This window comes from Arthrobacter sp. MPF02, assembly GCF_046605375.1.
Classification (GTDB): domain Bacteria; phylum Actinomycetota; class Actinomycetes; order Actinomycetales; family Micrococcaceae; genus Arthrobacter.
In genome coordinates this window covers 296,006-321,192 of the sequence record NZ_CP176772.1, presented here as the reverse complement: position 1 = coordinate 321,192, position 25,187 = coordinate 296,006, and the positions used below count along the sequence as shown (strand labels likewise).

The window sequence follows — 25,187 nt, the reverse complement described above, 5'->3', positions numbered from 1 at the left end:
CCATCCGCCGCATCCCCACTAAATGAATGGGGTTCATTTAGTAAAGCAGTGACGGTGCTCACGGTCAAGGGCCGCTGAAGTGTTACGCCGGGCAGCAGAAAGCCCCGGCTGCATGCAGCAGCCGGGCCCCGGGGTTAGGAATCAGCCGGAATTATGGCCTGCGGAAGAGCCGGGGGTGCGCCGCAAAACCGCACCCCGCCTGGTCCAGGCCTCTTCAACGGCGCCTGGCAGCCACCGGCAGAGGGCCCAGTACCCGACGCCGGCCAGGAGGGAACCCGCCACGGCCAGGACCGGGCTGATGGGCAGCAGCACCGGGTAGACCAGCCAATGCGTCAGGTAGATGTACAGCGAGGCCGCGGCCAGCCAGCCCGTGATGCTGCGCAGGAACGCAGGCACGGGCAGGGCGGGCAGCCAGAGGAGGAGCAGGATGCCGGCAGCTACGGTCGCCTCCCGCACGGTGCTGTTGAAGAACCCTGGCAGGGTCAGCAGGGTGAGGGCGGAAACCGTCGCCCGGTGCAGGTGGGTGCGGGCCCTGCCGATCGCCCAGCCCAGCGCGAAGATCCAGAACACCGGAGGAGGGACGGGCAGGCCGGGATCCACGACGTCGAACCGGCTCAGCAGGCCGATCCCCACCAGACCGATCGCGAAAGCGAAGGGCGCCCGCCGCTCCCACCGGTCCACCCACGGGACGGCCATGAGCGCGGCCATGGCCAGCAGGATGTACACCAGCAGCTCGATGAACCAGAAGTGCCACTGGGTGGTCACTTCCGCCGGTCCCACCATGGCATTGAGCAGGAAGATGTTGGCCACCGTGTAGTGGTCCGTCAGCAGGTAGGCCAGCGCGATGAACGCCACGGACGGCACCACGATCCGCGCCGTGCCGCGCAACTGGCGGCGGAGCCGCGGGCCGCGCTCCTCAGCCAGCTGAAACCGGGCAAAGTTGTAGCCGGCCACGGCGAAGAGCAGGTGGGCGGTCTGGAACATAAACAGCTCCACGTGCGTGGCCACGATGCACACGATCGCGGCGGCGCGGAGCACGATCGAGGTCTCCAGGAAGGACACCAGACGGTGCCGCTTCGGCTTCCGGCGGCGCTCCAGCTCCTGCACGGACAGCAGGTGCCAGTCCGGCGGCAGCTGCCCCAGCGCCTGCTCCAGCCGCACCGATACCGCCACATAGGAAAGGGAGTCGCCATCCAGGGAGACGAACGTGTCGTTATCGCCCACGGAGGAACATTCCAGCGCCTCCATGAAGATGTGCCTGACGTCGGCAGGGCCTTCCGCTGCCGGCTTTGCGGGTGCGGCCCCGCTTGCGGCCGCCGCAGGAACAGTGGCGGGGGCCGGAATGCCAAGTGCCAGGACTGCCGGGTAGTCCACCTTGCCGGTGGCCAGCCGGGGCAGGGCCTCAACCGGATGGATCACGACGGCGGCGCGGGGCAGCCCGAGCGTGCCGGCGAGGGCTTTGGCGAGCATGCCGCCGTCGTGGTCGCCTTCCACGGCCGCCACCAGGCAGTCATCCGAGCCGGCGGCGGCCGCCGCGATGCCCATGCCGGCGAGGATACCTTCCACCTGCCCGAGGTCGACGCGCAGGCCCACGATCTTTACGAACCGGCTGCGCCGGCCCACCACCTCGTAGAGCCCGTTGGCCTGCTGCCGTGCGAGGTCGCCGGTGCGCAGCTCGTGGACTTCCCGGCCTCGCGCCAGGTCCTCCGGCCGCTCCGCGTAGCCGAGCATCACGTTGGGGCCGCTGTACACCAGCTCGCCGTCGGCCAGGTCCTCCACCGGCTCGATGCGGAAAGATCCCCCCGGCACGGGAACGCCGATTGTCCCGGCGTGGTCAGCGGCGAGGTCCGGCGGCAGGTACGCCATCCGTGCCGTCGCCTCCGTCGCCCCGTACATGACAAACAGGTCCCACCCGCGGCGCTGCCCCGTCTCCGCCCATGCCCGGACCTTGTCCGGTGCCAGCCGCCCGCCGGCCTGGGTCACGTAGCGCAGGTGGGGCAGGTTTTTCTCCGCGAAGCCCACCCGCTCCAAAAGGTCGAAGGTGTAGGGCACGGCGGCAAAGGAGTTGGCGCGCCGGTCCCGGAAGAGGTCCCAGAAGCAGGGGTCCACCACGGACAGGTCCGTGAGCACCAGCCCGGCCCCGCGGGTGAGGTGGCTGTTGATGACCGAGAGTCCGTAGCAGTAGTGCAGCGGCAACGTGGTGGCGGCCCGGTCATCGGGCCCGATGTGCAGGTACTCGGCGATGGCCTCGGCATTGGCCGTGAGGTTGGTGTGCGAGAGCCGCACCAGCTTGGGCGAACCGGTGGAACCGGAGGTGCTGAGCAGCAGGGCAAGGTCCGGGTGCAGCTCGTGCCGGGTTCCTGCCCGCCGTTCCTCCAGCAGCGGAACGCCGTCTCCTGCGCCGGAACGCAGGAGCACGTCCGGATCGTAGGCACCCACCAGCGACGCCAGGGCCTCGGGCTTGTCCGCGGGCGCCAGCAGGAGGGGGTGGCCCGCGGACAAGGCGGCAAGGTAGCCGACCAGCGAATCGAGGTCGTTGCGGGCGGCCAGCACCACGAGGCGCCGTTCGGTACCGAGCCGGGCTGCGGCCGCGTCAACGTGCAAGGCAAGTTGCCGGTAGGAGATGGTGCCGTCCGGGGTGAGGATTGCCGGACGGTCACCGTGGCGGGCGAGGTCCGTGAAGGCGACCCGGGCGAGGTCCGGCTGGGCGGTCATCGCATCACCTTGGCGGGGAAAGCGGACATGGGAATGGCCTAACTGATGGCGGGGCGGTGGTGCTACTGGATGGGCAGGGGCAGCCGCGGTTGCAGGGAGGTGCCCGGCGGCGGGGACGTGATGGCGTGGTCGCCCAGCAGCAGCGTGGGCGTCGTGCCCGCCGCCACGGTCACGGCAACGGGGGTGCCGATGGGATGGCGGACGGTGTGGGGCTGCCACGAGCGCACGGTGCGTCCCGAGGCGAGCGTGACGTAGTGGAGCACGAAGGGCCCGTGGTATTCGACGGCAGACACGCGGGCCGGAGACTCCGGGTCCGGCTGGAGGGCCACCTCGTGCGGCCGCAGCACCACGTCCACGTCCGCTTCGTTGTTGGCCCATCCGGGAACTGTGGACACGACACCGATTTCGCAGGTCAGCAGGGCCCGGTGCACATGGGCGGGGAGGAAGTCGGCGTCGCCCATGAAGGAGGCCACGAACCGGGTTGCCGGCTGCTCGAAGACCTTTTCCGGCGTGTCCGCCTGCTCAATTACACCGCCGCGCATCACCACCACGCGGGTGCCCACGGACAGCGCCTCGGTCTGGTCGTGCGTGACCAGGACGCCGGTGGTGCCGGCCTCGCTAAGGGTGGCAACTGTGTCCCGCCGCACCTGGGCGCGGAGGGATTCGTCCAGGCTGGAAAAGGGCTCGTCCAAAAGTACGACGGCGGGGCGGGGCGCCAGGGCGCGTGCCAGGGCCACGCGCTGCTGCTCGCCGCCCGACAGTTCGTGCGGGTACCGCCCGGCCAGGTGGGCCAGCCGCACCAGGTCGAGGACCTCGCCGGTCCGCGCCCGCCGCTCGCCACGGCCCAGCCGGTCCAGGCCGAACTCGATGTTTTGCGCCACGGTCATGTGCGGGAACAATGCGTAATCCTGGAACACCAGGCCCACCCGGCGCCGCTCGGGTTCGACGAACCGGCGCTTGTCCGCCACAACGTCCCCGGCCACCCGGATGGTGCCCCGGTCCGGGCGCTCCAGGCCGGCAGCGAGGCGGAGGGTGGTCGATTTGCCGCAACCGGAAGGACCGATCAGGGTCACCAGTTCGCCGGCCGGGATGTCCAGGTCCACGCCGTCCACGCCCGTGGTGGATCCGTAGTGCTTGCTGACCCCTTCGAACACCAGCGCGGCCGGGGTTGCCTCCTGTCCTGCCGAACGATGCGGTCTTCCCACGCGAATGGTCATGCTGGAGCCTTTCCATGCGTTTCAAGCCGGCGTGCCTGCCGGACCAGGACCAGGACGGGAAGGATGGCCGCCGCGACGATCACCAGCGCCGGCAACGAGGCCTTTTCCCAGAAATTTTCCCGGGCCAGCTCGTAAACCCAGACGGCCGCCGTCGTAAATCCGAACGGCCGCAGCAGCAGCACGATGGGCAGTTCCTTGACGGCGTCGATCGCCACCAGCATCAGCGCCACGGCGATCCCGGACCTGGCCAGGGGAACATGCACGCGGGCCAGGATGCGCCCGGGTGCAGCGCCAAGGCTGAGCGCGGAGAAAGTGAGAGTGGAGGGGATTTTGGCGAAGCTGGCGTCCACCGACTGGTAGGCCGGCGCGAGGAACCGGATCACGTAGGCGTACAGGATGCCCAGGACCGAACCGGTGACGAGCAGCCCGGTGCCGCCGGGAACGCCGGCCGCCTCGAGGGCATTATCCAGGGCCGCGAACGAAATGAGGACGCCGATGCCCACTACCGCGCCCGGGACGGCATAGCCGAAGGTGGTCAGCTGCGCCGCGGAGGAGGCGAACCTGCCACCGCTGAGCCGCACGCCGTGACCCACCGCAACGGAGACGATGACGCAGGCCGCGGCGGTGAGGGCGGCAACCAGGAGCGTGTTGACGATGTACTGGCCGAACCGCGGGTCCGCCAGGAAGCCGGGGTTCTTGACCGCCCCGCCCACCGCCCAGCCCAGCAGCTGGAGCACGGGAATCAGGAAGCCAGTGCTGACCGCCGCTGTGCACAGGGCGGCGGCACCCCAGCCGCGTCCGCCGTTGAGCCGTTGCGGCTGCAGGCCCTGGCCGCGGCCGCCCTGGCGGTGGTAGCGGGCCCGGCCGCGCAGGAACCGCTCGCCCGCCAGTACGGCGACGGCGAACAGCAGCACCAGGACGGCCAGCTGGGTTGCGGCGTGGAAGTTAAACGTGCCCTTCCAGACCAGGTAGACGCCCACGGAGACGGTCTGGACGTTGAAGTACTGCACGGTGGCGAAGTCGGTCAGCGTCTCCATCATCACCAGTGCCATGCCCGCCGCCAGCGACGGCCGGGCGAGCGGCAGCAGGACCCGCCGGAGTGCCCGTCCCCGGCCCGCACCCAGCGTCCGGGCCGCATCGTATGTGCCCGCCGTGTGCTCCATCAGCGCGGTGCGCGCCAGGAGGTAGACGTAGGGGTAGAGGGACAGCGACATCACCAGGATTGCGCCCGGCAGGGACCGGACCTCCGGCACCCAGACTCCGGCGCCGAACACTGCCCGCAGTGCCGTCTGCACCGGCCCGGACACGTCGAACACGGAGAGGAAGACGAACCCCAGGATGTAGGCGGGCACGGCCAGCGGCAGGACCAGCAGCCAGACGAACACGTTCCGCAGCGGGAAACGGTAGGCGGTGACCAGCCAGGCCAGCCCGCCGCCCACCAGCAAAGAGCCCGCGGCGACCCCGAGCATGAGGAGCAGGGTGGTAAGCACCATCTGGGGAAGGTCGCGCGGCGGGGCCGTGCTGCCCAGGCTGCCGAGCCCGTCCAGGACCACGGCGAGCACGGGCGTGACCACCACCGCGGCCACGACGACGACGAGGGCGGACCACGCGGGGCGCCCGGCACCGGCCGCCCGGCGGGGGCGGCGCTTCGGCGTCCGCGCTTCTGCGAGGACAGCCGTTTCGGTCACTTGTATCCGGCCTCGGCGAGCAGATCGACGGCCTCGGCGTTGAGGTCGCCGTAGGCTTCGGCGTTCAGCGGCATGCGCTTGAACTCGCCGAACCCGGCGATGACGGGCTCAGGCTTGGCTGCCGGGTTGACCGGGAACTCGTGGTTGGCGTCCACGAAGGCGTTCTGGCCCTTGGTGGCGAGCCATTCAATGAGCTGCTGCGCTTCCCCGGCGTTGTCCGAGCCGGCCACCACGCCGGCGCCGGAAATGTTCACGTGCGTTCCGGCGCCCTGCTGGCTGGCCCAGTAGAGGTCCACCTTGAAGTCCGGTTTCTCCTCGAGCGTGCGGGCCAGGTAGTAGTGGTTGTTGATGCCCACGTCGCAGGTGCCTGCGTCAATGGCTTCGAGCAGCAGCACGTCGTTGCTCATGATCTGCACCTCGTTGGCCACCCAGCCCCTGGCGATCTCCAGCGCCTTCTCCCGGCCGTGGAGCCCGATCAGGCTGGCGACGAGGGACTGGGTGTAGGAGGAGGTGGCGTCCCGCATGCACAGGCGCCCCTTCCACTTGGGATCGGTGAGGCCGGCATAGGTGTCCGCCGCATTGAACTCGGCGGGATCCACGTTGTTCGGGTTGTAGGTGATGGTGCGGGCCCGCATGGCCAGGCCGAACCACCGTCCCTGCGGGTCCCGGAGGTCCTCCGGCACCGCTTCGTTCAGGGTTGCGGAGTCGACGGCGGCAAGCTCATCCTGGCGCGCGGCGTTCCACAGGTTGCCCGCGTCCACTGTCATGAAGACGTCCGCCGGGGAGTCCTCCCCTTCCGCCTTGAGCCGCTCCAGGAGCTCGGCGTCGTCGCCGGAGATGAACTCCACGGAGATGCCGGTTTCATCAGTGAACTGGCCGAAAGCGCCCTCGAGGTCGTAATGGCGGGCGGAGTAGATCTGGAGGTCGGCCGGCTGTCCGCCGACGATGCCGCAGCCTGTCAGTGCAGCCGTAACGGCGGCAAGGCTTGCGGTGGCAGCGATCAAGCGTCGAATGGGCACGGATGGAGCTCTTCTCACAAGGGGCGGCACGGCCGCAAGGCGAATTTGGCAAGGTAAGGCTATCTTAATTCGGCGTGGCGGCTTGAACTGTGAAGCCAAAGAGACAACCCTTGCCGCCTCCCGCCGTCGTCCTGCTCCAGCGCCCCGCGCCAAATCGGGTGCCTGTCGTGCCCCCGCCGTAAGCTGGGAGCATGCCGAGCAATTGGGACAGTCTGGACGCGCCGCTGCGTGAATCCGTGCAGCACAACGTGGAGATTTACGAGCGCGTCCGGCCCACCCTGAAGCTGGTGACCAGGGACGTCCTGCTGCAGATGCGGGGCATGTTGAAGGACACCGAGGTCACGCCGCTGTTCGTCACCGGTCGGACCAAAACGGTGGAATCGTTCAAGGAAAAAATTTCACGCACCGAGGATCCGCTGGAACCGGGCGGTCCCCGCGTACTGAAATTCCCGGACCCGTTCCGGACCCTCAATGACATGGTGGGGATCCGGGTCATCACCAAACTGCCGGCCGAGAACGCAGCCGTGGCAAACCTGATCAAGCGCCAGCGCCAACTGTTCGACTGCCGGGGTGACCGGGAAAAGGACATCGGCTCCATCGAGTCCGGCACCTACGGGTACTCCAGCCGGCACCTGATCCTGCGGACCATCCAGAACGAGGCCGTCAAGGAGTACCAGCAGGTTTTCAACCCGGACATCGCGCCGAACGGCAGCTACTTCTTCGAGTGCCAGATCCGCACCATTTTCGCCCACGCCTGGAGCGAGATCGAGCACGATATCCGGTTCAAGGCCGAGGACCCGCGGGCCTGGACGCCGCACTTCGACCGCCAGTTCACGGCGACTGCCGCCATGCTGGAAACGGTGGAGACGGCCTTCGCGGACCTGCACGAGCGCTACGAAGAAGTCCGCAGCTTCTGGGACATGGACGGCGAGGGCGCCGCGCCGCTGACGCCCAACAGGATCCGGGACGTCTGGCGGACCCTGCTCCCGCACGTGGACCGCAAGGTGGACGACGACTGGGGCTGGGCCGCCGAACTGCTGGCCGCCCATGGCCTCAACCAGACCATGCAGCTGGCCGGGCTGCTTAGCGCCAACCGCATCACGGAGGTCCGCAAGGCCCTGGACCACCGCTACTCCCCGGGCCCGGACCGGCTGCTCGATGACCTGCTGCTGTGGCAGTACGGCACCAAGCACATCGACCTCACCGCGGAAGCGCCCGATGCCGTCCCGCACCCGAGGCGCGACAGCCTCCTGCGCCGGTTGAAGCAGATCGAGCGCTACCGGATGACCAAAAAGAACTAGCCGGTTTTACGAGCCGGTGCTCCGGTTCTTGAGCTTGTCGAGGAGCCGGTCCACCATGCCCACGCCTGGTCCCACCGTCTTGTGGAACAGTTCGGAGTGCGGCGCGCTGGGATGCGGCCTGGTGGGCGCCAGCTTTTTCGCCTTCTCCACCTTCCCGCCCATTTCCACGAGTTTTTCGCGCGGGATGTGAAGCCGGAGCTTCGGAAACTGTTCGCTTTCCTCATCGCCGGCATGGTGGGTCAGCTGCGCCTCAAGCTCGCGCACCAGTTCCATAAAGGCCTGGTCTGCCGGCTCCGCTTTTTCAAGCTGCTTCATCAGCTTGACGATGTCGTCGTGCTCCTTTTTATCGTGTTCCACTTCCTCTTTGCCGTTGGGCACGTGGTCCTCGATTGCAGGGTAGACATACATTTCCTCGGCGACGGCATGGCGCATCACCTCGGCGATCAGGGTGTCGGCGAGGTCCCTGCGTTGGCTTTCGTCGGAGGTGCCGTGGATCTGCCCGATCAGCGCGATCATCTCCTGGTGATCGGCGGTCAGGATGTCCACAACATCCACGCTGGTTCCTGCGGAATTGGTATCACTCATCAGCTGCCCCTCCTCGTGGATCGCTTCCTCTAAGCGACATGGGACGGCCAAAGTACCATGGGGCAGGAGCCCGATCCATAGGTGGAAACCCCCTGTACCCGCCGCAGGCAGCGGGTACAGGGGGAGCAGGCATGCCCTTCGGTCAGCGGGCGCCCAGGAGGTGTTCGATGGCGAGCTGGTTGAGGCGGATGAACGCGAAGGAGCGTTCGGCGGCCTTGTCGGCGTTGAAGTCCTCGAACGCTGCGGGGTCGTTGAGCAGGTCGGCGGTGGTTTCGCCGGCGGCAAGGGTGCTTTCGCCGAGCTCGAAGACGCCGGAGGTGGCGAGGGCTTCCTGGACCTGGGGGTCTGCGCGGAAGGCCAGGGCGCGTTCCTTCAGCAGCAGGTACATGGACATGTTGGCCTTGGCCGATTCCCAGACGCCGTCGTAGCCGTCGGTGCGGGAGGGCTTGTAGTCGAAGTGGCGGGGGCCTTCGTAGCGGGGCCCGCCGTTGGGGAAGCCGTTTTCGAGTAGGTCGACGGTGAAGAAGGCGCTGGTGAGGTCGCCGTGGCCGAAGACGAGGTCCTGGTCGTACTTGATGCCGCGCTGGCCGTTGAGGTCGATGTGGAAGAGTTTGCCTGCCCACAGGGCCTGGGCGATGCCGTGGGTGAAGTTCAGCCCTGCCATCTGCTCGTGCCCGGTTTCGGGGTTCAGGCCCACGATGTCGCCGTGTTCGAGCTGGGCGATGAAGGCCAGGCCGTGTCCGACGGTGGGCAGGAAGATGTCCCCGCGGGGTTCGTTGGGCTTGGGCTCCAGGGCGATGCGCAGGTTGTAGCCCTTGTCCTTGATGTAGCCGGCGGCGGTGTCCACGCCTTCCTTCATCCGGTCCAGGGCCGCGGACAGGTCCTTGGACCCGTCGTATTCGCTGCCCTCGCGTCCGCCCCACATGACGAACGTTTCGGCGCCGAGCTCGGCGGCGAGGTCGATGTTGTGCAGCACCTTGGCCAGCGCGAAGCGGCGGATGGAGCGGTCGTTGGAGGTGAACCCGCCGTCCTTGAACACCGGGTGGCTGAACAGGTTGGTGGTGACCATGGGAACCTTCAGGCCGGTCTCGGCCAGGGCCGCCGTGAAGTTCTTCAGGATCAGGTCCCGCTCGGAGGCCGTTGCCTCGAACGGCACCAGGTCATTGTCATGGAAGGTGATGCCGTACGCGCCCAGCTCGGCGAGCTTGTGCACCGCTTCCACCGGATCAAGGGCGGCACGGGCGGCAACACCAAACGGGTCGGCACCGGTCCAGCCAACCGTCCACAAACCAAAAGTGAACTTGTCAGCAGGAGTGGGAGAGAGAGTCATTGATGCGTCCTTGCAGTGGGGGAATGGCGAAACCGCCAATTAGTTTATGCATTGAACTATATGGCCCCCGCGTCCCGGGGTCAACAGCTGGAGAGGTATTTGAACAACGCCGCAATTCCGAATGACCACGGCTCCAGGTCTTCGGTCTTCCGCGTCCGGTTGACGAGGGTCCCGAGCAGCGGGCTGCTGATGGTGACCACGTCACCCGGCTTGTGGGTGAAGCCAAGACCTTCTTCGTCGCGGTCCTGAGTGGGGGCGAACAGGGTCCCGGTGAAGAGGGCGAACCCGTCGGGGTAATGGTGATGGATGCCGTGAGCAGCGGCAACAAGCTCTTCGAAGGGGCGGCTGATCCGTCCCAGGCTGTTACAGCCTTCGAGCCGGTAGCCGTCCGCCCCTTCCACCGTGAGGGTGATGTCTTCCGACCGGAGGGATTCCAGCGTGAAGTCCTGGTCGAAGAGCCTGATGAAAGGGCCAACGGCACAGGAAGCATTATTGTCCTTGGCCATGCCCAGGAGCAGCGCGCTGCGTCCTTCCACATCCCGGAGGTTGACGTCGTTTCCCAAGGTGGCCCCCTTTACCGCACCCCCGGACCCGGCGATGAGCACAAGTTCCGGCTCCGGGTTGTTCCATGACGAAAAGCCGGGAATGCCAACATCGGCGCCATAACCTACGGAGGACAGCACGGGGGCTTTGGTGAAGATTTCAGGGTGGGGTCCAAGGCCCACCTCAAGGTACTGCGACCACAGGCCTTGGGCCACAAGCACGTTCTTGACTTCGCGGGCCCGTTCCGACCCCGGGCGGACGGCATGCAGGCTTCCCTGCAGGGCTTGGGCCACCATTCCCCGGACTTCCGCCGCACGGTTGAGGTCACCGCCGCACCGTTCCTCGATGACCCGCTCGATCATGCTGTCCACGAAGGTTACGCCGCAGGCTTTGACTACCTGGAGGTCGAGCGGTGACAAAAGGTACGGCCGGCCACGGTCCCCGCCAAGCGAGTCCTTGACCAGGTCCGCCAGGCGCCAGCGGGGAACGCCTGGGCTCTCCATAACGAAGGCCGCGGGGTCCTTGCGTTCCATGATTTCCGAGACGGTACGGACGGAGGACGTGAGGTCGTAGACTTTTTCACCACGCACCGTTGCCACCCGGGGCCCCCCTGACGCCGGGTCCCACACACGGCCCACCAGGACCGCCTCCCCCGCTGCAGGGGCAAGGGGGACGACCCCCTGGGCTGCCGGGGCGGTCATGGCCCGTCCGGGCCCGCCGGCACGGGCTCAAGGTTGAAGTAGGAACGGGCGTCCGGCGGCCGGATGTCAGCAACCGCGTCCGTGAAAATCCGCATCGGATGGGGTGTGAACGGATGCTCGGCTATTGCCTCGAAATCCAACTCGATCCCCAGGCCCGGGCCATCAGGAATGAGCACGTCCCCTTCATCCGTGAGCCGGAGGCGTTCGCTGGAGATCTCACTGCGCCAGGGTACGTCCGTGGCCATGATTTCGAGGTAACGGAAGTTCGGCAGCGCCGCGCCCAGCTGCAGAGTTGCGGCAGTGCTCAAGGGCCCGCTCGGATTGTGCGGCGCGAAGGGGATGTAGTGGGCCGCCGCAAGTGTGGAGATGAAGGACAGCTCCAGCAGGCCGCCGGCATGGGTGACATCCGGCTGGATGTAGTCCACGGCGTTCCGGGCAAGCACGGGAACGAATGTGTTGCGCCCCATCCACCGCTCCCCCGCGGCGATGGGCACGGGCGATTTGGACCGCACCTCAAGAAGGGCGTCGATGCCGTCCGGCGGGCACGGCTCTTCGAAGAACACCGGCTGGAATGGCTCGAGCTCCCGGGCCACACGCACGGCGGTGGGAACGTCGAACCTGCCGTGCCCCTCGATAAACAGCTCCACGTCATCACCTACGGCTTCCCGGACGGCGGCGACCGGCTCCAGCATGCGGCGGAGATCGCGCGGCCCCAGCGTGAGGTCTGCTGCTTCGAACGGGTCCCATTTGAGTCCGCGGAAGCCCTGCGCAACCGTGTGGACTGCTGCCTCGGCAAAGTCCTCCGGCGAGGAGGCTCCCGAAAACCAGCCATTGGCATACGCCCGCACCCTGTCGCGGACCTGCCCGCCCAGCATCCGGTGGACGGGCACGCCCAGGGCACGCGCAGAGACGTCCCACATTGCCATCTCGAGCGCGCTTAGCGCGGTCGACGACACGGGCCCGCCGCGCCAGTAGGCGTCGCGGTTGAGCTCGTAGATGGTGTGGGCAATCCGCGTCGGATCCTTGCCGCGGACCGCATCGGCCAGCACAGCTACGGCACCCAGGACTGCGTGTTCCTGCCCTTCCAGCGTAGCCTCCGCCACCCCAGTAATACCGGCGTCCGTGCCCAGGCGGACAAAAATGAGGTTTGTCCGGTAGAAGTCGACGACGACCGCGTCGAAACTGGTGATTTTCATGGCAACCCTCACCCCACCGCAGAGCCGGCGGGAGCAGCAGTTGAGTCACGCACTATCAGGTGCGTGGCGAGTTCCACGCGGTGGGAATCCAGGACTTCGCCGCGCACCTGGCGCAGGAGCGACCGCAGCGCTGCACGCCCCATTTCCTCGAGCGGCTGCGCCACGGAGCTGAGCGAGGGGACTGATTCGGCACCCTGCCGGGTTCCATCAAAGCCGATGAGGCTGATGTCTTCAGGCACCCTGACTCCATGCCTGCCCGCTTCGCCAAGAACGCCCAGGGCGATGGCGTCGCTCGCGGCGAAGATCGCTGATGGCCGCTCATCGAGCCGCAGCAGCGCCTGAAGCCCGGATATCCCGCTCTCCCTGCGGAATTTGCCACCGGAAACGATGTACCTGGGATCCACCGTGATTCCCCTGCCCATCAGGGCAGCCATGTAGCCATGCAGTCGCGCCTGGTTGCACTCCGCCCGTTCAATGCCGCCGATATAGGCGATCCTCCGGTGGCCAAGGTCGAGCAGATGTTCGGTTGCCGCCTTGCCGCCGGCCCAGTTGGTTGCTCCCACGCTGACCACATCCGCCGACGGCGGGTTGAGCGGATCGATGACGACGAGGGGAATCTTGCGCCGGCGGAATGCCTGCAGCTGGGCCTGGCTGAAGGCGGACGTGACCACGATCATCCCCGCCCGCCCCTCATCCAGCATGCGCTGTGCGCGGCGTTCGGGACTCGGAACATTGGAAGGCGCCTGGCCGGTGACACTCAGGAGGACCTCCACGTCCATACTGGCCGCGAACTGGAGGATCCCGTTGAGAACCTCAACCATGTAGGCGGAATCGAGCACATCGATCACCACTTCAACGACAGTTCCCACATCCGCGGCGGAGCGGCGTTGCAGGGGCGACTGGTAGCCCGCCTGCTCGAGGACGGCGAGGACACGGGCCCGGGTTTCCGGCGCAACATCCTCGCGGCCGTTCACAACTTTGGAGACGGTGGGAGCCGAGACTCCAGCCTGGCGGGCCACGGAGGCGAGCGTCGGCTTGGTCCGCTCGGAGATCTTCGTTGACATCGGGACTCGCAACCTTTCGAAATTTTCGTGAGACTCATTCTGCAGAGGCAGCCCCACGTTGGTCAAGGGTGGGTGCGAAGCCCGCAAAAAACTTCGTCGAACCCTCTTGACCTCCCATGAACTCGCGCTTTAGTTTAGGCAGTGACCGAAATCACGTGTTCGAAAGGTTTCGAGCAAAACGGTCCGGAGCTGTCTGCTCCGAAACACTTGCAAAGAAGCAAATCTCAGATGGAGAAGCAATGAAGCAGCCCCAGACCTCCCGCCGCTCTTTCCTCGCCCTCGCTGCCCTCACACCGTTCGCTGTTGCGGCAACCAGCGCATGCGGGACGTCGGGACCGGGTACCTCCAGCGGCGGTGGGGGCGCCAGCATGTGGTACCTCTCCGGCGAACCGAACCAGACCACCATGCAGAAAGCGGTGGACGCCTTCAATTCGGCGAATCCTGACAACAAGATCGCCGTAACCTACTTCCAGAACGACGCGTACAAGACCAAAATCAAGACCGCCATCGGCGCCGGCCAGGCCCCCACCATCATCTACGGCTGGGGCGGCGGCACCTTGAAGACCTACGCGGAAGCCAACCAGGTTGAGGACCTGACCAGCTGGTTTGAGGAAAACAAGGACCTGAAGGAAAAGTTCTTCCCCTCCTCCTTCGGCGCAGCGACCGTTGACGGCAAGATCTACGCACTGCCCAACCAGTACGTCGCCCCGATCGTCCTGTTCTACAACAAGGAACTGTTCGAGAAGGCCGGCGTACAGCCGCCCAAGACCTGGGACGACGTCATGTCCCTCGTCAAGACCTTCAACGACATGGGAGTGGCGCCCTTCTCACTCGGCGGACAGTCACGCTGGACCTCCATGATGTGGCTTGAATACCTGCTGGACCGTATCGGCGGCCCGGAAGTCTTCAACGCCATCTTCGAGGGCAAGCCGAACGCATGGCTGGATCCCGCCGTCATCGAGACCGGCACCAAGATCCAGGAGCTCGTCACGGCGGAAGGCTTCATCAAGGGCTTCTCCTCGATCGCCGCCGACTCCAACGCCGACCAGGCCCTGCTGTTCACCGGCAAGGCCGCCATGATGCTGCACGGCTCCTGGACCTACGGCGCCATGAAGAAGGGCGGCCAGAACTTCGTCCAGAGCGGAAAACTGGGCTTCGTCCACTTCCCCACCGTTGCCGGCGGCAAGGGCGACCCCAAGAACGGCGTCGGAAACCCTGCCCAGTACATGTCCATCTCGTCCAAGGCCACGGAGGAGGAGAAGGAGTCGGCAAAGAAGTTCTTCAAGGACGGCATCCTCACCGAGACGGTCATCGACACCTACATCAGCTCCGGATCCGTTCCCATCGTCAACGGTATCGAGGACAAGCTGGACACGTCCGAGGACAAGGACTTCCTGAACTTCGTCTACGACCTGGCCAAGAATGCCCCGAACTTCCAGCAGTCGTGGGACCAGGCGTTGAGCCCCACCGCAGCCGAGGCACTGCTGAACAACATCGACCAGCTGTTCCTGAAGTCGATCACCCCGCAGCAGTTCGCCGAGAACATGAATGCCACCCTCGGAAAATGAGTAACGCCGTCACCACTGCACCACGGACCGCCCCCGCCCGGGGCGGGTCCGAGCAGTCAGAAAAGCGAAAGGCCGCGCTTGCGTGGCTTACCGTGCCAGCGTTGTTCTTCTTCCTGGTCTTCGCCGTGGTGCCGCTGGCCGGTGTGTTCATCCTCAGCTTCGCCAGCTGGGACGGCATCGGCGCCATCGGCGCTGCCGGCATGGACAACTGGTTCTCCGTGCTCGCGGACCCGGGACTGTACAACGCACTGGGGCTGACCTTCCTGATCATGATCGCGTCCTGGCTCGTCCAGACGCCAATCAGCCTCCTCCTGGGTGTCTTCACGGCAGGAAGCCAGCGTTACCGGGCCGCTTTGGCAGTGTTGTACTTCCTGCCCCTGCTGCTCTCCTCCGCAGCGGTGGCCATTGCCTTCAAAGCGCTGCTGGACCCGAACTTCGGTTTGGCCACCGGGCTGGGACTGCCCTTCCTGGCCCAGGACTGGCTGGGCGTCCCGCACCTGGCCCTGGGCCTGGTCATCTTTGTGATTGCCTGGCAGTTCGTGCCGTTCCACACGCTGATCTACCAGGGCGGCGTACGGCAGATCCCGAAGTCCCTGTACGAAGCGGCCGAGATTGACGGTGCGGGCACCATCAAGCAGTTCTTCCACATCACCCTGCCGCAGTTGAAGTACACCATCATCACCTCCTCCACCCTGATGGTGGTGGGCTCCCTGACGTACTTCGACCTGATCTTCGTCCTCACCGGCGGCGGTCCGGGCAACTCAACGCGGATCCTGGCCCTGGACATGTACCTGCGGGGCTTCCGGGCCAACCTGATGGGTCCGGCGAGCGTCATCGCCGTCATTCTCGTAGTCATCGGCCTTGCCCTTGCCCTGCTCCTCCAACGACTTGGTGGCAAGGACAAGCAGGGCAGCCAGTTGGAAGGTCTGTAGCGTGAGCACCGTCTTGAAAAGCAGCACTGCGGAAGCAGGGGCAGGCTCACCCGCCCATTCCGCAGCCCGGACACGGGACCTGGCGTCCCGGATGCGCCGGCTCAACATCCCTGCCGGTCTGGGTGGGTGGATCTGGCTCGCCATCATCATCATCCCCGTGTACTACGTGGTGATCACCAGCCTGAAGACGCAGGAGGGCTACTTCGGCCAGAACCCGCTGGCGCTTCCCACGGCACCCACGCTCGAGAACTACCAGATGGTTATTGAGGCCAACTTCGCCAGGTACTTCATGAACAGCGCCATCGTCACCATCGGTGCAGTGGCCCCTGCCGTGTTGATCTCGTTCATGGCTTCCTTCGCCATCGTCCGGGGCAGCGGCCGGTTCCTCAAGCTGGTGAACGGCATGTTCCTGATGGGCCTGGCGATCCCGCTCCAGGCGACGATCATCCCGATCTACCTCATGATCATCCGGCTCAACCTCTACGACAGCCTGCTGGCATTGATCCTGCCGTCCATAGCCTTCGCCATCCCGCTGACGGTACTGATCCTGTCCAACTTCATCCGTGACGTCCCGAACGAACTCTTCGAGTCGATGCGGCTGGACGGCTGCAGCGAATGGCAGATCATGTGGCGGCTGGCCCTGCCGCTGACCCGTCCGGCCATCGTGACGGTTGCCATCTACAACGGCCTGCACGTCTGGAACGGATTCCTGCTGCCGCTGGTCCTCACGCAGAGTCCCGACCTGCGTGTCCTGCCCCTCGCGCTGTGGACCTTCCAGGGCGAGTACAGCGTCAACATTCCGGCAGTCCTCGCCTCGGTGATGCTCAGCACGCTGCCAATCCTGGTGCTCTACGTCGTCGGCCGCCGCCAGCTGCTCAGCGGCCTGACCGCCGGCTTCAGCAAGTAGGACACAAAGACCAGGAACCTCACGAAAGGACATCGACATGACCGCAGCTAAGCCCCTCAGGGTGGGCATGATTGGCTATGCCTTTATGGGCGCGGCCCACTCCCACGCCTGGCGGACGGCGCCGCGCTTTTTCGACCTTCCGCTGCAGCCCCGGCTCACTGCGGTTGCCGGGCGGAGCGCCGAAGGTGTGCGTGCCGCAGCGGACAAGCTGGGCTGGGAATCCGTTGAGACGGACTGGCGCCGCCTGATCGAGCGGGATGACATCGACCTGATCGATATTTGCACCCCCGGCGACACCCATGCCGAAATTGCCATCGCTGCCCTCGAGGCCGGCAAGCACGTGCTGTGCGAAAAGCCGCTGGCGAACTCCGTGGAGGAAGCGGAGCGGATGACCCTCGCCGCTGAGAGCGCGGCAAAGCGGGGCGTCCTGTCCATGTGCGGCTTCAGCTACCGCCGCACTCCTGCCCTGGCCCTGGCAAAGCGGTTCGTGGACCAGGGCAGGCTCGGCGAGATTCGGCACGTCCGGGCACAGTACCTGCAGGACTGGCTCTCGGATCCCACCGCCCCCATGACGTGGCGGCTGGACAAGAGCAAGTCCGGGTCCGGCTCGCTCGGGGACATTGGAGCGCACAGCATCGACGCAGCCCAGTGGGTCACCGGCCAGAAAATCAGTGGAGTGTCCGCACTGCTCGAAACGTTCGTGCGTGAGCGTCCGCTGGCCGGCGACATGGTGGGCCTGGGCGGGCACGGCGACCTCAGCGCCGACGCCCCGCGCGGCAGCGTCACCGTTGATGACGCGGCAATCTTCGGCGCAAGGTTCGACGGCGGAGCTGGTCCGGGTGCCATCGGCGTCTTCGAAGCAACGCGCTACGCCCTCGGCAGGAAGAACGCCATGCGGCTGGAGGTCAACGGAAGCCTCGGTTCAGTGGCCTTCGACTTCGAGGACATGAATGTCCTGAACTTCTACGACGCCGCCGAATCCCCTGACGCCGGCTTCCGCAAAATCTTCGTTACGGAACCCGAGCATCCCTACGCCGGAAACTGGTGGCCCACCGGCCACGGGCTTGGATACGAGCACGGCTTCACCCACCAGGTGGTGGACCTCGTCACCGCGATCGGCCAGGGCATCCAGCCGGAACCGTCCTTCGCCGACGCCCTGCAGGTGCAGCGGGTCCTCGCCGCCGTCGAATTCAGTGCCGCCAACTCGAGCCAGTGGCAGAAGGTCTGAACAAGGCCCGCCTGCTCCAGCACAACAAAGGAAACACGATGACACGACCAATCACCCTTTTTACCGGCCAGTGGGCCGACCTGCCGTTTGAGGAAGTGGCCCGGCTCGCAGGCGAGTGGGGCTTCGACGGACTGGAAATAGCCTGCTGGGGCGACCACCTGGACCCGCGCCGGGCTGCCGAGGACGACAACTACCTCCAGGGCCGGCTGGACATCCTCGAAAAGAACCACCTGAAGGTCTACGCCATCGCCAACCACCTCACCGGCCAGGCCGTGTGCGACGACCCCATCGACGAACGCCACCAGGGCATCCTGTCCGCGGAAATCTGGGGTGACGGCGACCCGGAGGGAGTGCGCCGCCGGGCCGCGGAATCGATGAAGGACACCGCACGGGCAGCTGCCCGGCTGGGCGTGAAGACCGTCACCGGGTTCACCGGATCGTCGATCTGGAAGGCGGTGGCCATGTTCCCGCCTGCTCCCCAGGAAATGATCGACGCCGGCTACCAGGATTTCGCGGACCGCTGGAACCCCATCCTGGATGTCTTCGAGGAAGAGGGCGTCCGCTTTGCACTGGAGGTCCACCCGTCCGAAATCGCCTACGACTACTGGACCGCCAAGCGCACCCTGGAGGCCATCGGCCACCGGAAGAGCTTCGGGCTGAACTTCGACCCCTCCCACTTCATTTGGCAGGACCTGGACCCCGTGATGTTCCTGCAGGACTTCGCCGAACACATCCTCCACGTCCACGTCAAGGAATCCGTCCGCCAGCTCGACGGCCGCAACGGCCGGCTGGGCTCCCACCTCGCCTGGGCAGATCCGCGCCGCGGCTGGGACTTCGTCACCGCAGGGCACGGCGATGTGCAGTGGAACCGCATCTTCCGGACCCTGAACGCCATCGGCTACGACGGCCCCACCAGCATCGAATGGGAAGACGCCGGCATGGACCGCCTCATCGGCGCGCCGCAGGCCCTGGCCATGGTGCAGGAACTTGCCCGGATCGCTCCGCCCGCAGCCGCCTTTGACGCCGCTTTCAGCACGCGCTGACCCACAACTCAAGAGGAACCCATGACAAACCCGATCAAATCAGCACTGGTGGTGCGCGGCGGCTGGGACGGACACCAGCCCGTTGAAGCCACTGAAGAATTCATCCCCTACCTCAAGGAGCAGGGCTACGAGGTCCGGGTGGAGGAATCCCCCAAGATCTACGCCGACGCCGAATACATGGCCGGCGTGGACCTGGTCCTGCAGTGCATGACCATGAGCACCATCGAGAAGGACGAGTTCGCCGGCCTGCGCGCGGCAGTGGAAAACGGCACCGGCCTGGCCGGCTGGCACGGCGGCATCGCCGACTCCTACCGCAACAACTCGGACTACCTGCACCTGATCGGCGGCCAGTTCGCCTGCCACCCGGGCAAGCACCCGGACGAGTGCACCGGGGAGCAGTCGGACAACTACGTGCCGTACACCGTGAACATGTTGCCTGTCGCCGCCGAGCACCCCATCACCAAGGGCATCAAGGACTTCGACCTGGTGACCGAGCAGTATTGGGTCCTTTCCGATGACTACATCGATGTCCTGGCCACCACCACGCAGAAAGTCCGCGAGTGGGACCCCTGGACCCGTGAAGTCACCTCCCCTGCCATTTGGACCCGCCAGTGGGGCAAGGGCCGCATTTTCGTCACCACCCCCGGCCACCGCGTGGAAATCCTCCAGGACGAGAACGTCCGCACCATCATTGAAAGGGGCCTGCTGTGGGCAAGCCGTTGAAAGTAGGGATCGTCGGCTGCGGCGCCATCATCGCGCAGTACCTTGCCAACTTCCGCAAGCTCAATGACCTCCAACTCGTAGCCGTGGCGGACATCGATATGGCCCGCGCCCAGGCAGTGGCCGAGCAGTACGAGGGCGTGCGGGCCGTGTCCGTGGACGAGCTGCTCGCAGCGGACGACGTCGAACTCGTCCTGAACCTGACCATCCCGGCCGCCCACGCCGAGGTGGCGCTCAAGGCCATCGCCGCGGGCAAGAGCGTGTACGGCGAGAAGCCGCTGGCCGCCACCACCCAGGAGGCACGCCAGGTGCTGGACGCTGCGCGGGAGGCCGGCGTCGTCGTCGGCTGCGCTCCTGACACTGTCCTTGGCACCGGCATCCAGACCGCCCGCAAGGCGATCGATGACGGCCTCATCGGTGCCCCGATCTCCGCCAGCGCCACCATGGTGACGCCCGGCCACGAACGCTGGCACCCGAACCCGGACTTCTACTACCAGCCCGGCGGGGGACCCCTCCTGGACATGGGCCCCTACTACGTGACCGCCCTGGTGACCCTGCTGGGCCCGGTGGTCTCGGTAGTGGGTGCCGCGAGCCACACACGGAACGAACGCACCATCGGCTCGGGACCGCGGCAGGGTGAAACGATCCCCGTCACCACCGACTCCCACGTCACCGGCGTCCTGACCCACGCCTCCGGTGCACTCTCCACCCTGTTCATGAGCTTCGACGCCGTGAAGTCGAAGTCCCCCAACATCGAGATCCATGGCGAGCGCGGATCCCTGGTGGTACCGGACCCCAACCACTTCGACGGCGAGGTTCAGCTGTTCCCCCTCGGCGCCGACGCCTGGGAAACCCTTCCCGTCTCGGCCGGCTACGTGGACGCCGGGCGCGGTTTCGGCATCGCCGACCTGGCCACCACCCCGGCCGGCAGTGAGCCGCGGGCCGGCGGCGCACTCGCCTACCACGCCCTTGAGGTCATGGAGTCCGTTCTCGCATCAGCGCAGAGCGGTTCGGCGGTCCGCATCGGCAGCACCGTTGAGCGGCCGGACAGCGTGGAACTGACCGTGCTTACGGCCGAGGTGGACGCGCTGCAGGCCCAGGAAGCTTCCTAGGCATGGCCTACACAGCGGACAACTGGCCCATCGCCGCGGCCATGCTGCCGTTTCCCGGTACCGGCACCGGAGGAGTCCACGCCAATGACGCGGACTCCTCCGTCTGGGCTGAAGCATTCATGGAGGTGAAGGACGCCGGGTTTGCCAACGCGGACCTGACGGACAGCTGGGTCCGTCCCGGTGACCTAAGCCGGGAGCGCCTGGCCGAGTTCAAGCAGACAGCGGCGGACGTGGGCATCGGCCTGCCGGCCATCTCCGCCATCCGGCGCAGCGTCATCGAGGAAGGAAACTGGGAAGCGAACCTGGCGTACAGCCACCGCACCATCGACGCCGCCGCGGAACTGGGCTGCGAGGTGGTCTCGGTCGGACTCCACCAGGCCATCACCCCGGAACAACAGCAACAGCTGTGGTTCTGGACCGTGGAAGGCCACAAGGACCCGCTGGAAGACAGGGAAACCTGGGGCAACGCCGTCGTCCGCCTCCGGGAACTGGGCCGGCACGCGGCCGAGGTGGATGTCCTGCTCTCGCTCGAGATGTACGAGGACACCTACCTCGGCACAGCGGACTCCTCCGTGCGCCTCGTACAGGACATCGGGCTGGCGAACGTGGGCCTCAACCCGGACCTGGGCAACCTGGTCCGGCTGCACCGGCCGGTTGAGGACTGGCGGGAGCTGGTGGCCAAGACGCTGCCCTACGCCAACTACTGGCACATGAAGAACTACTACCGCGACGAGGACGTTGCCCGCGGAACGTACGTGACCATGCCGGCTCCAATGGAAAGCGGTCTCATCAACTACCGCGAGGCCTTCAAGGTCGCCCTGTCCGTCGGTTTCCAGGGCATTCTCTGCACCGAACACTACGGCGGGGACGGCCTGAGCGTGTCAGCCGGCAACCAGGAATACCTGCGCCGGCATGTCCTTCCCAAGCGGGACGGCTATGCACTCGGCGGAAGCCAGGTGTCACAGGGGCGGCAGCAGCCGACGGCGGACCTCGCCAAGGTGTAGCCCTCACCTGCCCGCAGCACCGCCTTTCCAGCAAGGATTCATTGAGGAAACCATGACGCAGATTTACGACAACCCCGCCGACTTTGTGGACGAGGCGCTGGCCGGTTTCGTCGCGGCCAACCGCGCCTACGTGGCCCGCGTGGACGGAGGCGTGGTCCGCTCCACCGAGATGCCCGCGGGCCAGGTGGCCGTGGTGGTGGGCGGCGGCTCCGGCCACTATCCCGCCTTCGCTGGACTGGTGGGGCCGGGACTGGCCGCAGGCGCGGTGTGCGGGAACATCTTTACCTCGCCCTCGGCAGGCCAGGTGTACCGGGTGGCCAAGGCGGCGAACGCCGGCGGCGGTGTGCTGCTGAGTTACGGGAACTACGCGGGGGACGTGATCCACTTCGGCGAGGCGCAGCAGCGGCTCAATGCGGAGGGCATCGAGACCCGCACAGTCCTGGCCACGGATGACATTGCCAGCGCCCCGATCGACCAGATCGGCAAACGCCGCGGCATTGCCGGCGACCTGACAGTGTTCAAGGTCGCCGGTGCCGCTGCGGAGGCGGGACTGGACCTGGACGCCGTCGAGCAGCTCGCCATCCGCGCCAACCACCGCACCCGTACCCTCGGCGTGGCCTTTGACGGCTGCACCCTTCCGGGCGCTGCAGAGCCGCTGTTCCACGTGCCCGCCGGGCAGATGTCGCTGGGGCTCGGCATCCACGGCGAACCCGGGATCTCGGAGCACCCCCTCCCCACGGCATCCGAACTCGCGGAACTGCTCGTCTCCCGGCTGCTCCAGGACAAGCCCGACGACGCAGGCGACCGGGTGGTAGCCATCCTTAACGGCCTTGGAAGGGTCAAGTACGAGGAGCTGTTCCTGCTCTACGGCAAGATCGAAAAGCTCCTCACGGCCGACGGGCTGACCATCGTGGAGCCGGAATGCGGCGAACTGGTGACCAGCCTGGACATGTCCGGGCTGTCCCTGACGCTGCTTTGGCTGGACGATGAACTGGAGCGCTACTGGTCCGCCCCGGCTGACACCCCCGGGTACCGCAAGGGCAGCATGGCTCCGCGGGAGCGGCGGGAACGGCGGGAAACGGCCGGGCCGGAGCACGCTGCGGCCGTGGAAACGGAAGAGACGACGGCGGCAGCGGCTGAGCTGGGCAGGCTGGCAGCCGCCCTGCTCGCGCAGGTGCGGGACGCCGTCGTGGACCATGAAGCGGAACTGGGCAGGCTTGATGCCATCGCCGGCGACGGCGACCACGGCATCGGGATGCGCCGCGGCGCCGAGGCGGCGGCCGCTGCGGCCCGGGACGCCTCGGCCGCCGGCGCATCGGTACAGCGGGTCCTTACCGCCGCCGGAGAAGCCTGGAGCGAACGCGCCGGCGGAACTTCCGGGGCGCTGTGGGGCTCGGCCCTGCAGGCCGCCGGAAGGACCTTCGGCAACAAAGCCTCCTACCGGCGCCAGGACGCGGCCGCAATCGTGACCGCCTTCACCGACGCCGTCACTGCCCTGGGCAAGGCCGTCCCCGGGGACAAGACAATGGTGGACGCACTGCTGCCCTTCCGCGGCGCCTTCCAGTCGGCGTTCAACGGCGGTGCTCCCGTTGCTGCCGCCCTGGCCGCCGGGGCGGCAGCCGCGAGTGCCGCCGCTGACTCCACCGCCTCGCTCCGGCCACGGATGGGCAGGGCCCGTCCGCTGGCCGAGAAGAGCCTGGGCCACCCGGATCCCGGTGCGGTGTCCTTTGCCCTGATCGCGGGCAGGGTGGCCGACTGCCTCGCAGCTTTTGATTCTTCCCTTGATGATTCCCGGCTGGCCTCGGTTGCCGGAGATGGAGCAAACGCATGAGTATGGACCAGCAGGCAGCGGCAGGATGGCGCATTGTCATCGGCAATGATGAGGCCGGCGTCGAATACAAGGAAGCGTTGAAGGCGCTGCTGGAAGCGGACAGCCGCGTGGCATCCGTTGTGGATGTGGGCGTCGATGCTGACGACCCCACTGCCTACCCGCACGTCGCCGTCAATGCCGCCCGCAAGGTTGCCCGCGGCGAGGCGGACCGCGCGCTGCTGATCTGCGGAACAGGACTGGGCGTGGCCATCGCGGCGAACAAGGTGCCCGGCGTCCGTGCCGTCACCGCCCACGACGCCTACTCCGTGGAGCGCTCGGTGCTGAGCAACAACGCCCAGGTGCTCACCATGGGCCAGCGCGTCATCGGCCTTGAGCTGGCCAAGAAACTCGTGGGCGACTGGCTTGGCTACCGCTTCGACGAATCCTCACCCTCCGCCGCCAAGGTGGACGCCATCTGCTCCTACGAGCCCGAATCCACGAAGGCAGTCTGACAATGACCGAACCAGCAACCAACACCACCCCGCCGGGCGGCACCGCCAGGAACATCGCCATCGTCGGCTCCGGGTACATGGGCGGCGGAATCGCCCAGGTCCTCGCCCTGGGCGGCGCCCGCGTGGCACTGTCCGATGTGACCGCCGAGGTGGCCCGGGACAACTACGACAGGCTCCTGCGGGAGTCCGACCAGTTCGTGGCGGACGGCCTCTTTCCCGCCGGAGCCACGGAAACCCTGAAGCAGAACCTGTGGGCCGCGAAGGACATCGAGGAGGCAGTGGCGGACGCGGACTTCATCGAGGAAGCCGTCCCCGAAGTCATCACCATCAAGCACCAGACCCTCGCGCGGATCAGCGGGGCAGCACGGCCGGATGCCATCATCGGCTCCAATACGTCCACCATTTCCATCGCGGAGCTGTCCGGGCCGGTGGCGCAGCCGGAACGATTCCTCGGAGTGCACTTCTCCAATCCGTCACCCTTCATCCCGGGCGTGGAAATCATTCCGCATGCCGGTACCTCTGCCGCCACCGTGGCCGCGGTGCGGGAACTGGTGCATGCGGCCGGCAAGCAGACCGCCGTGGTCAAGGACGTCACCGGTTTCGTGCTGAACCGCCTGCAGTACGCGCTGTTCCACGAGGCGGCGCAGCTGGTGGAGCAGGGCATTGCCACGGCGGATGACGTGGATACCCTGGTCCGCACCACCTTCGGCTTCCGGCTGCCGTTCTTCGGCCCCTTCGCCATCGCGGACATGGCCGGCCTGGACGTCTACAGCTTCTGCTACCAGTCACTGCAACAGGATTTCCCGGACCGGTTCGCCACCCCGAAAATCCTTTCCGACCTGGTGGACGCCGGGAAGCTGGGCACCAAGACCGGGGCAGGGTTCCTCAATGTCCCGGCGGAGCGCATCCCTGAACTGATCGCCTACCGGAACAAGGCGTACGTGGCCATGCAGAAACTGCTCGAGGATCTCGGGCCCGCCCCGCTCGACTGA

At 66.6% G+C, this 25,187-nt stretch carries 21 protein-coding genes; 12 read left to right on the top strand and 9 right to left on the bottom strand.

What is annotated here, in order from left to right:
• Nucleotides 1–141: 141 nt before the first annotated feature.
• The 4 genes from ACLH0K_RS01465 to ACLH0K_RS01450 form a co-directional block, all read right to left on the bottom strand.
• A complete protein-coding gene (locus ACLH0K_RS01465; RefSeq protein ID WP_411375109.1) occupies nucleotides 142–2,715 on the bottom strand; it encodes an AMP-binding protein in 2,574 nt (857 codons plus the stop codon).
• A 62-nt stretch (nucleotides 2,716–2,777) separates the two neighbouring features.
• Nucleotides 2,778–3,932, bottom strand: coding sequence for an ABC transporter ATP-binding protein (locus ACLH0K_RS01460; RefSeq protein ID WP_411375108.1), 1,155 nt, complete (start codon nucleotides 3,930–3,932; stop codon nucleotides 2,778–2,780).
• A complete protein-coding gene (locus tag ACLH0K_RS01455; RefSeq protein WP_411375107.1) occupies nucleotides 3,929–5,620 on the bottom strand; it encodes an ABC transporter permease in 1,692 nt (563 codons plus the stop codon). Before ACLH0K_RS01455 ends, ACLH0K_RS01460 begins: the two co-directional genes overlap by 4 nt.
• A complete protein-coding gene (locus tag ACLH0K_RS01450; protein ID WP_411375106.1) occupies nucleotides 5,617–6,639 on the bottom strand; it encodes an extracellular solute-binding protein in 1,023 nt (340 codons plus the stop codon). The genes ACLH0K_RS01455 and ACLH0K_RS01450 overlap by 4 nt, the downstream gene beginning before the upstream one ends.
• Nucleotides 6,640–6,830: 191 nt before the next feature.
• Between ACLH0K_RS01450 and ACLH0K_RS01445 the strand changes: the two genes are divergently transcribed.
• A complete protein-coding gene (locus ACLH0K_RS01445; RefSeq protein WP_411375105.1) occupies nucleotides 6,831–7,940 on the top strand; it encodes a GTP pyrophosphokinase family protein in 1,110 nt (369 codons plus the stop codon).
• Between the two features lie 6 nt (nucleotides 7,941–7,946).
• Here ACLH0K_RS01445 and ACLH0K_RS01440 read toward each other — a convergent pair whose 3' ends face one another.
• The 5 genes from ACLH0K_RS01440 to ACLH0K_RS01420 form a co-directional block, all read right to left on the bottom strand.
• Nucleotides 7,947–8,525 (bottom strand): hemerythrin domain-containing protein, encoded by a 579-nt coding sequence (locus ACLH0K_RS01440; RefSeq protein WP_411375104.1) that lies wholly within the window; start codon nucleotides 8,523–8,525, stop codon nucleotides 7,947–7,949.
• 142 nt (nucleotides 8,526–8,667) lie between these two features.
• Nucleotides 8,668–9,855 carry a xylose isomerase gene (gene xylA, locus ACLH0K_RS01435; protein WP_411375103.1) on the bottom strand — a complete coding sequence of 396 codons (1,188 nt, stop codon included), beginning with the start codon at nucleotides 9,853–9,855 and terminating at the stop codon, nucleotides 8,668–8,670.
• 80 nt (nucleotides 9,856–9,935) lie between these two features.
• Nucleotides 9,936–11,099: a fumarylacetoacetate hydrolase family protein gene (locus tag ACLH0K_RS01430; RefSeq protein ID WP_411375102.1), complete on the bottom strand. Its 1,164-nt coding sequence runs from the start codon at nucleotides 11,097–11,099 to the stop codon at nucleotides 9,936–9,938.
• On the bottom strand, nucleotides 11,096–12,295 hold the full coding sequence (locus ACLH0K_RS01425; protein ID WP_411375101.1) for a mandelate racemase/muconate lactonizing enzyme family protein: 1,200 nt from the start codon (nucleotides 12,293–12,295) through the stop codon (nucleotides 11,096–11,098). Before ACLH0K_RS01425 ends, ACLH0K_RS01430 begins: the two co-directional genes overlap by 4 nt.
• A gap of 8 nt (nucleotides 12,296–12,303) precedes the next feature.
• Entirely contained in the window at nucleotides 12,304–13,359 is a 1,056-nt protein-coding gene (locus ACLH0K_RS01420) for a LacI family DNA-binding transcriptional regulator (RefSeq protein WP_411375100.1), read from the bottom strand.
• A 239-nt stretch (nucleotides 13,360–13,598) separates the two neighbouring features.
• Between ACLH0K_RS01420 and ACLH0K_RS01415 the strand changes: the two genes are divergently transcribed.
• The 11 genes from ACLH0K_RS01415 to ACLH0K_RS01365 are packed head-to-tail and all read left to right on the top strand — an operon-like array spanning nucleotide 13,599 to nucleotide 25,187.
• On the top strand, nucleotides 13,599–14,927 hold the full coding sequence (locus tag ACLH0K_RS01415) for an extracellular solute-binding protein (protein ID WP_411375099.1): 1,329 nt from the start codon (nucleotides 13,599–13,601) through the stop codon (nucleotides 14,925–14,927).
• The gene (locus tag ACLH0K_RS01410) at nucleotides 14,924–15,859 is read left to right on the top strand and encodes a carbohydrate ABC transporter permease (RefSeq protein ID WP_411375098.1); all 936 of its coding nucleotides are present in this window, start codon (nucleotides 14,924–14,926) and stop codon (nucleotides 15,857–15,859) included. The genes ACLH0K_RS01415 and ACLH0K_RS01410 overlap by 4 nt, the downstream gene beginning before the upstream one ends.
• Nucleotide 15,860: 1 nt before the next feature.
• Entirely contained in the window at nucleotides 15,861–16,766 is a 906-nt protein-coding gene (locus tag ACLH0K_RS01405; RefSeq protein WP_411375097.1) for a carbohydrate ABC transporter permease, read from the top strand.
• A 37-nt stretch (nucleotides 16,767–16,803) separates the two neighbouring features.
• Nucleotides 16,804–17,994: a Gfo/Idh/MocA family protein gene (locus ACLH0K_RS01400; RefSeq protein ID WP_411375096.1), complete on the top strand. Its 1,191-nt coding sequence runs from the start codon at nucleotides 16,804–16,806 to the stop codon at nucleotides 17,992–17,994.
• 38 nt (nucleotides 17,995–18,032) lie between these two features.
• Complete coding sequence (locus ACLH0K_RS01395; RefSeq protein WP_411375095.1) at nucleotides 18,033–19,037, top strand: sugar phosphate isomerase/epimerase family protein; 1,005 nt, start codon at nucleotides 18,033–18,035, stop codon at nucleotides 19,035–19,037.
• A gap of 21 nt (nucleotides 19,038–19,058) precedes the next feature.
• Complete coding sequence (locus tag ACLH0K_RS01390) at nucleotides 19,059–19,760, top strand: ThuA domain-containing protein (RefSeq protein WP_411375094.1); 702 nt, start codon at nucleotides 19,059–19,061, stop codon at nucleotides 19,758–19,760.
• Complete coding sequence (locus tag ACLH0K_RS01385) at nucleotides 19,745–20,869, top strand: Gfo/Idh/MocA family protein (RefSeq protein ID WP_411375093.1); 1,125 nt, start codon at nucleotides 19,745–19,747, stop codon at nucleotides 20,867–20,869. Before ACLH0K_RS01390 ends, ACLH0K_RS01385 begins: the two co-directional genes overlap by 16 nt.
• Nucleotides 20,870–20,871: 2 nt before the next feature.
• Nucleotides 20,872–21,873, top strand: a complete 1,002-nt coding sequence (locus ACLH0K_RS01380; protein WP_411375092.1) for a sugar phosphate isomerase/epimerase family protein — start codon at nucleotides 20,872–20,874, stop codon at nucleotides 21,871–21,873.
• Nucleotides 21,874–21,925: 52 nt separating this feature from the next.
• Entirely contained in the window at nucleotides 21,926–23,704 is a 1,779-nt protein-coding gene (locus ACLH0K_RS01375; RefSeq protein ID WP_411375091.1) for a dihydroxyacetone kinase family protein, read from the top strand.
• Nucleotides 23,701–24,195 (top strand): ribose-5-phosphate isomerase, encoded by a 495-nt coding sequence (locus tag ACLH0K_RS01370; RefSeq protein ID WP_411375090.1) that lies wholly within the window; start codon nucleotides 23,701–23,703, stop codon nucleotides 24,193–24,195. The genes ACLH0K_RS01375 and ACLH0K_RS01370 overlap by 4 nt, the downstream gene beginning before the upstream one ends.
• Before the next feature lie 2 nt (nucleotides 24,196–24,197).
• Nucleotides 24,198–25,187 (top strand): 3-hydroxyacyl-CoA dehydrogenase family protein, encoded by a 990-nt coding sequence (locus tag ACLH0K_RS01365; RefSeq protein ID WP_411375089.1) that lies wholly within the window; start codon nucleotides 24,198–24,200, stop codon nucleotides 25,185–25,187.

What these genes read in the sequence shown, in the direction of transcription:
- ACLH0K_RS01465 (WP_411375109.1), bottom strand. Translation starts at nt 2,715, where the DNA reads ATGACCGCCCAGCCGGACCTCGCCCGGGTCGCCTTCACGGACCTCGCC.
- ACLH0K_RS01460 (WP_411375108.1), bottom strand. Translation starts at nt 3,932, where the DNA reads ATGACCATTCGCGTGGGAAGACCGCATCGTTCGGCAGGACAGGAGGCA.
- ACLH0K_RS01445 (WP_411375105.1), top strand. Translation starts at nt 6,831, where the DNA reads ATGCCGAGCAATTGGGACAGTCTGGACGCGCCGCTGCGTGAATCCGTG.
- ACLH0K_RS01440 (WP_411375104.1), bottom strand. Translation starts at nt 8,525, where the DNA reads ATGAGTGATACCAATTCCGCAGGAACCAGCGTGGATGTTGTGGACATC.
- xylA (WP_411375103.1), bottom strand. Translation starts at nt 9,855, where the DNA reads ATGACTCTCTCTCCCACTCCTGCTGACAAGTTCACTTTTGGTTTGTGG.
- ACLH0K_RS01430 (WP_411375102.1), bottom strand. Translation starts at nt 11,099, where the DNA reads ATGACCGCCCCGGCAGCCCAGGGGGTCGTCCCCCTTGCCCCTGCAGCG.
- ACLH0K_RS01425 (WP_411375101.1), bottom strand. Translation starts at nt 12,295, where the DNA reads ATGAAAATCACCAGTTTCGACGCGGTCGTCGTCGACTTCTACCGGACA.
- ACLH0K_RS01420 (WP_411375100.1), bottom strand. Translation starts at nt 13,359, where the DNA reads ATGTCAACGAAGATCTCCGAGCGGACCAAGCCGACGCTCGCCTCCGTG.
- ACLH0K_RS01415 (WP_411375099.1), top strand. Translation starts at nt 13,599, where the DNA reads ATGAAGCAGCCCCAGACCTCCCGCCGCTCTTTCCTCGCCCTCGCTGCC.
- ACLH0K_RS01410 (WP_411375098.1), top strand. Translation starts at nt 14,924, where the DNA reads ATGAGTAACGCCGTCACCACTGCACCACGGACCGCCCCCGCCCGGGGC.
- ACLH0K_RS01400 (WP_411375096.1), top strand. Translation starts at nt 16,804, where the DNA reads ATGACCGCAGCTAAGCCCCTCAGGGTGGGCATGATTGGCTATGCCTTT.
- ACLH0K_RS01395 (WP_411375095.1), top strand. Translation starts at nt 18,033, where the DNA reads ATGACACGACCAATCACCCTTTTTACCGGCCAGTGGGCCGACCTGCCG.
- ACLH0K_RS01390 (WP_411375094.1), top strand. Translation starts at nt 19,059, where the DNA reads ATGACAAACCCGATCAAATCAGCACTGGTGGTGCGCGGCGGCTGGGAC.
- ACLH0K_RS01380 (WP_411375092.1), top strand. Translation starts at nt 20,872, where the DNA reads ATGGCCTACACAGCGGACAACTGGCCCATCGCCGCGGCCATGCTGCCG.
- ACLH0K_RS01375 (WP_411375091.1), top strand. Translation starts at nt 21,926, where the DNA reads ATGACGCAGATTTACGACAACCCCGCCGACTTTGTGGACGAGGCGCTG.
- ACLH0K_RS01370 (WP_411375090.1), top strand. Translation starts at nt 23,701, where the DNA reads ATGAGTATGGACCAGCAGGCAGCGGCAGGATGGCGCATTGTCATCGGC.
- ACLH0K_RS01365 (WP_411375089.1), top strand. Translation starts at nt 24,198, where the DNA reads ATGACCGAACCAGCAACCAACACCACCCCGCCGGGCGGCACCGCCAGG.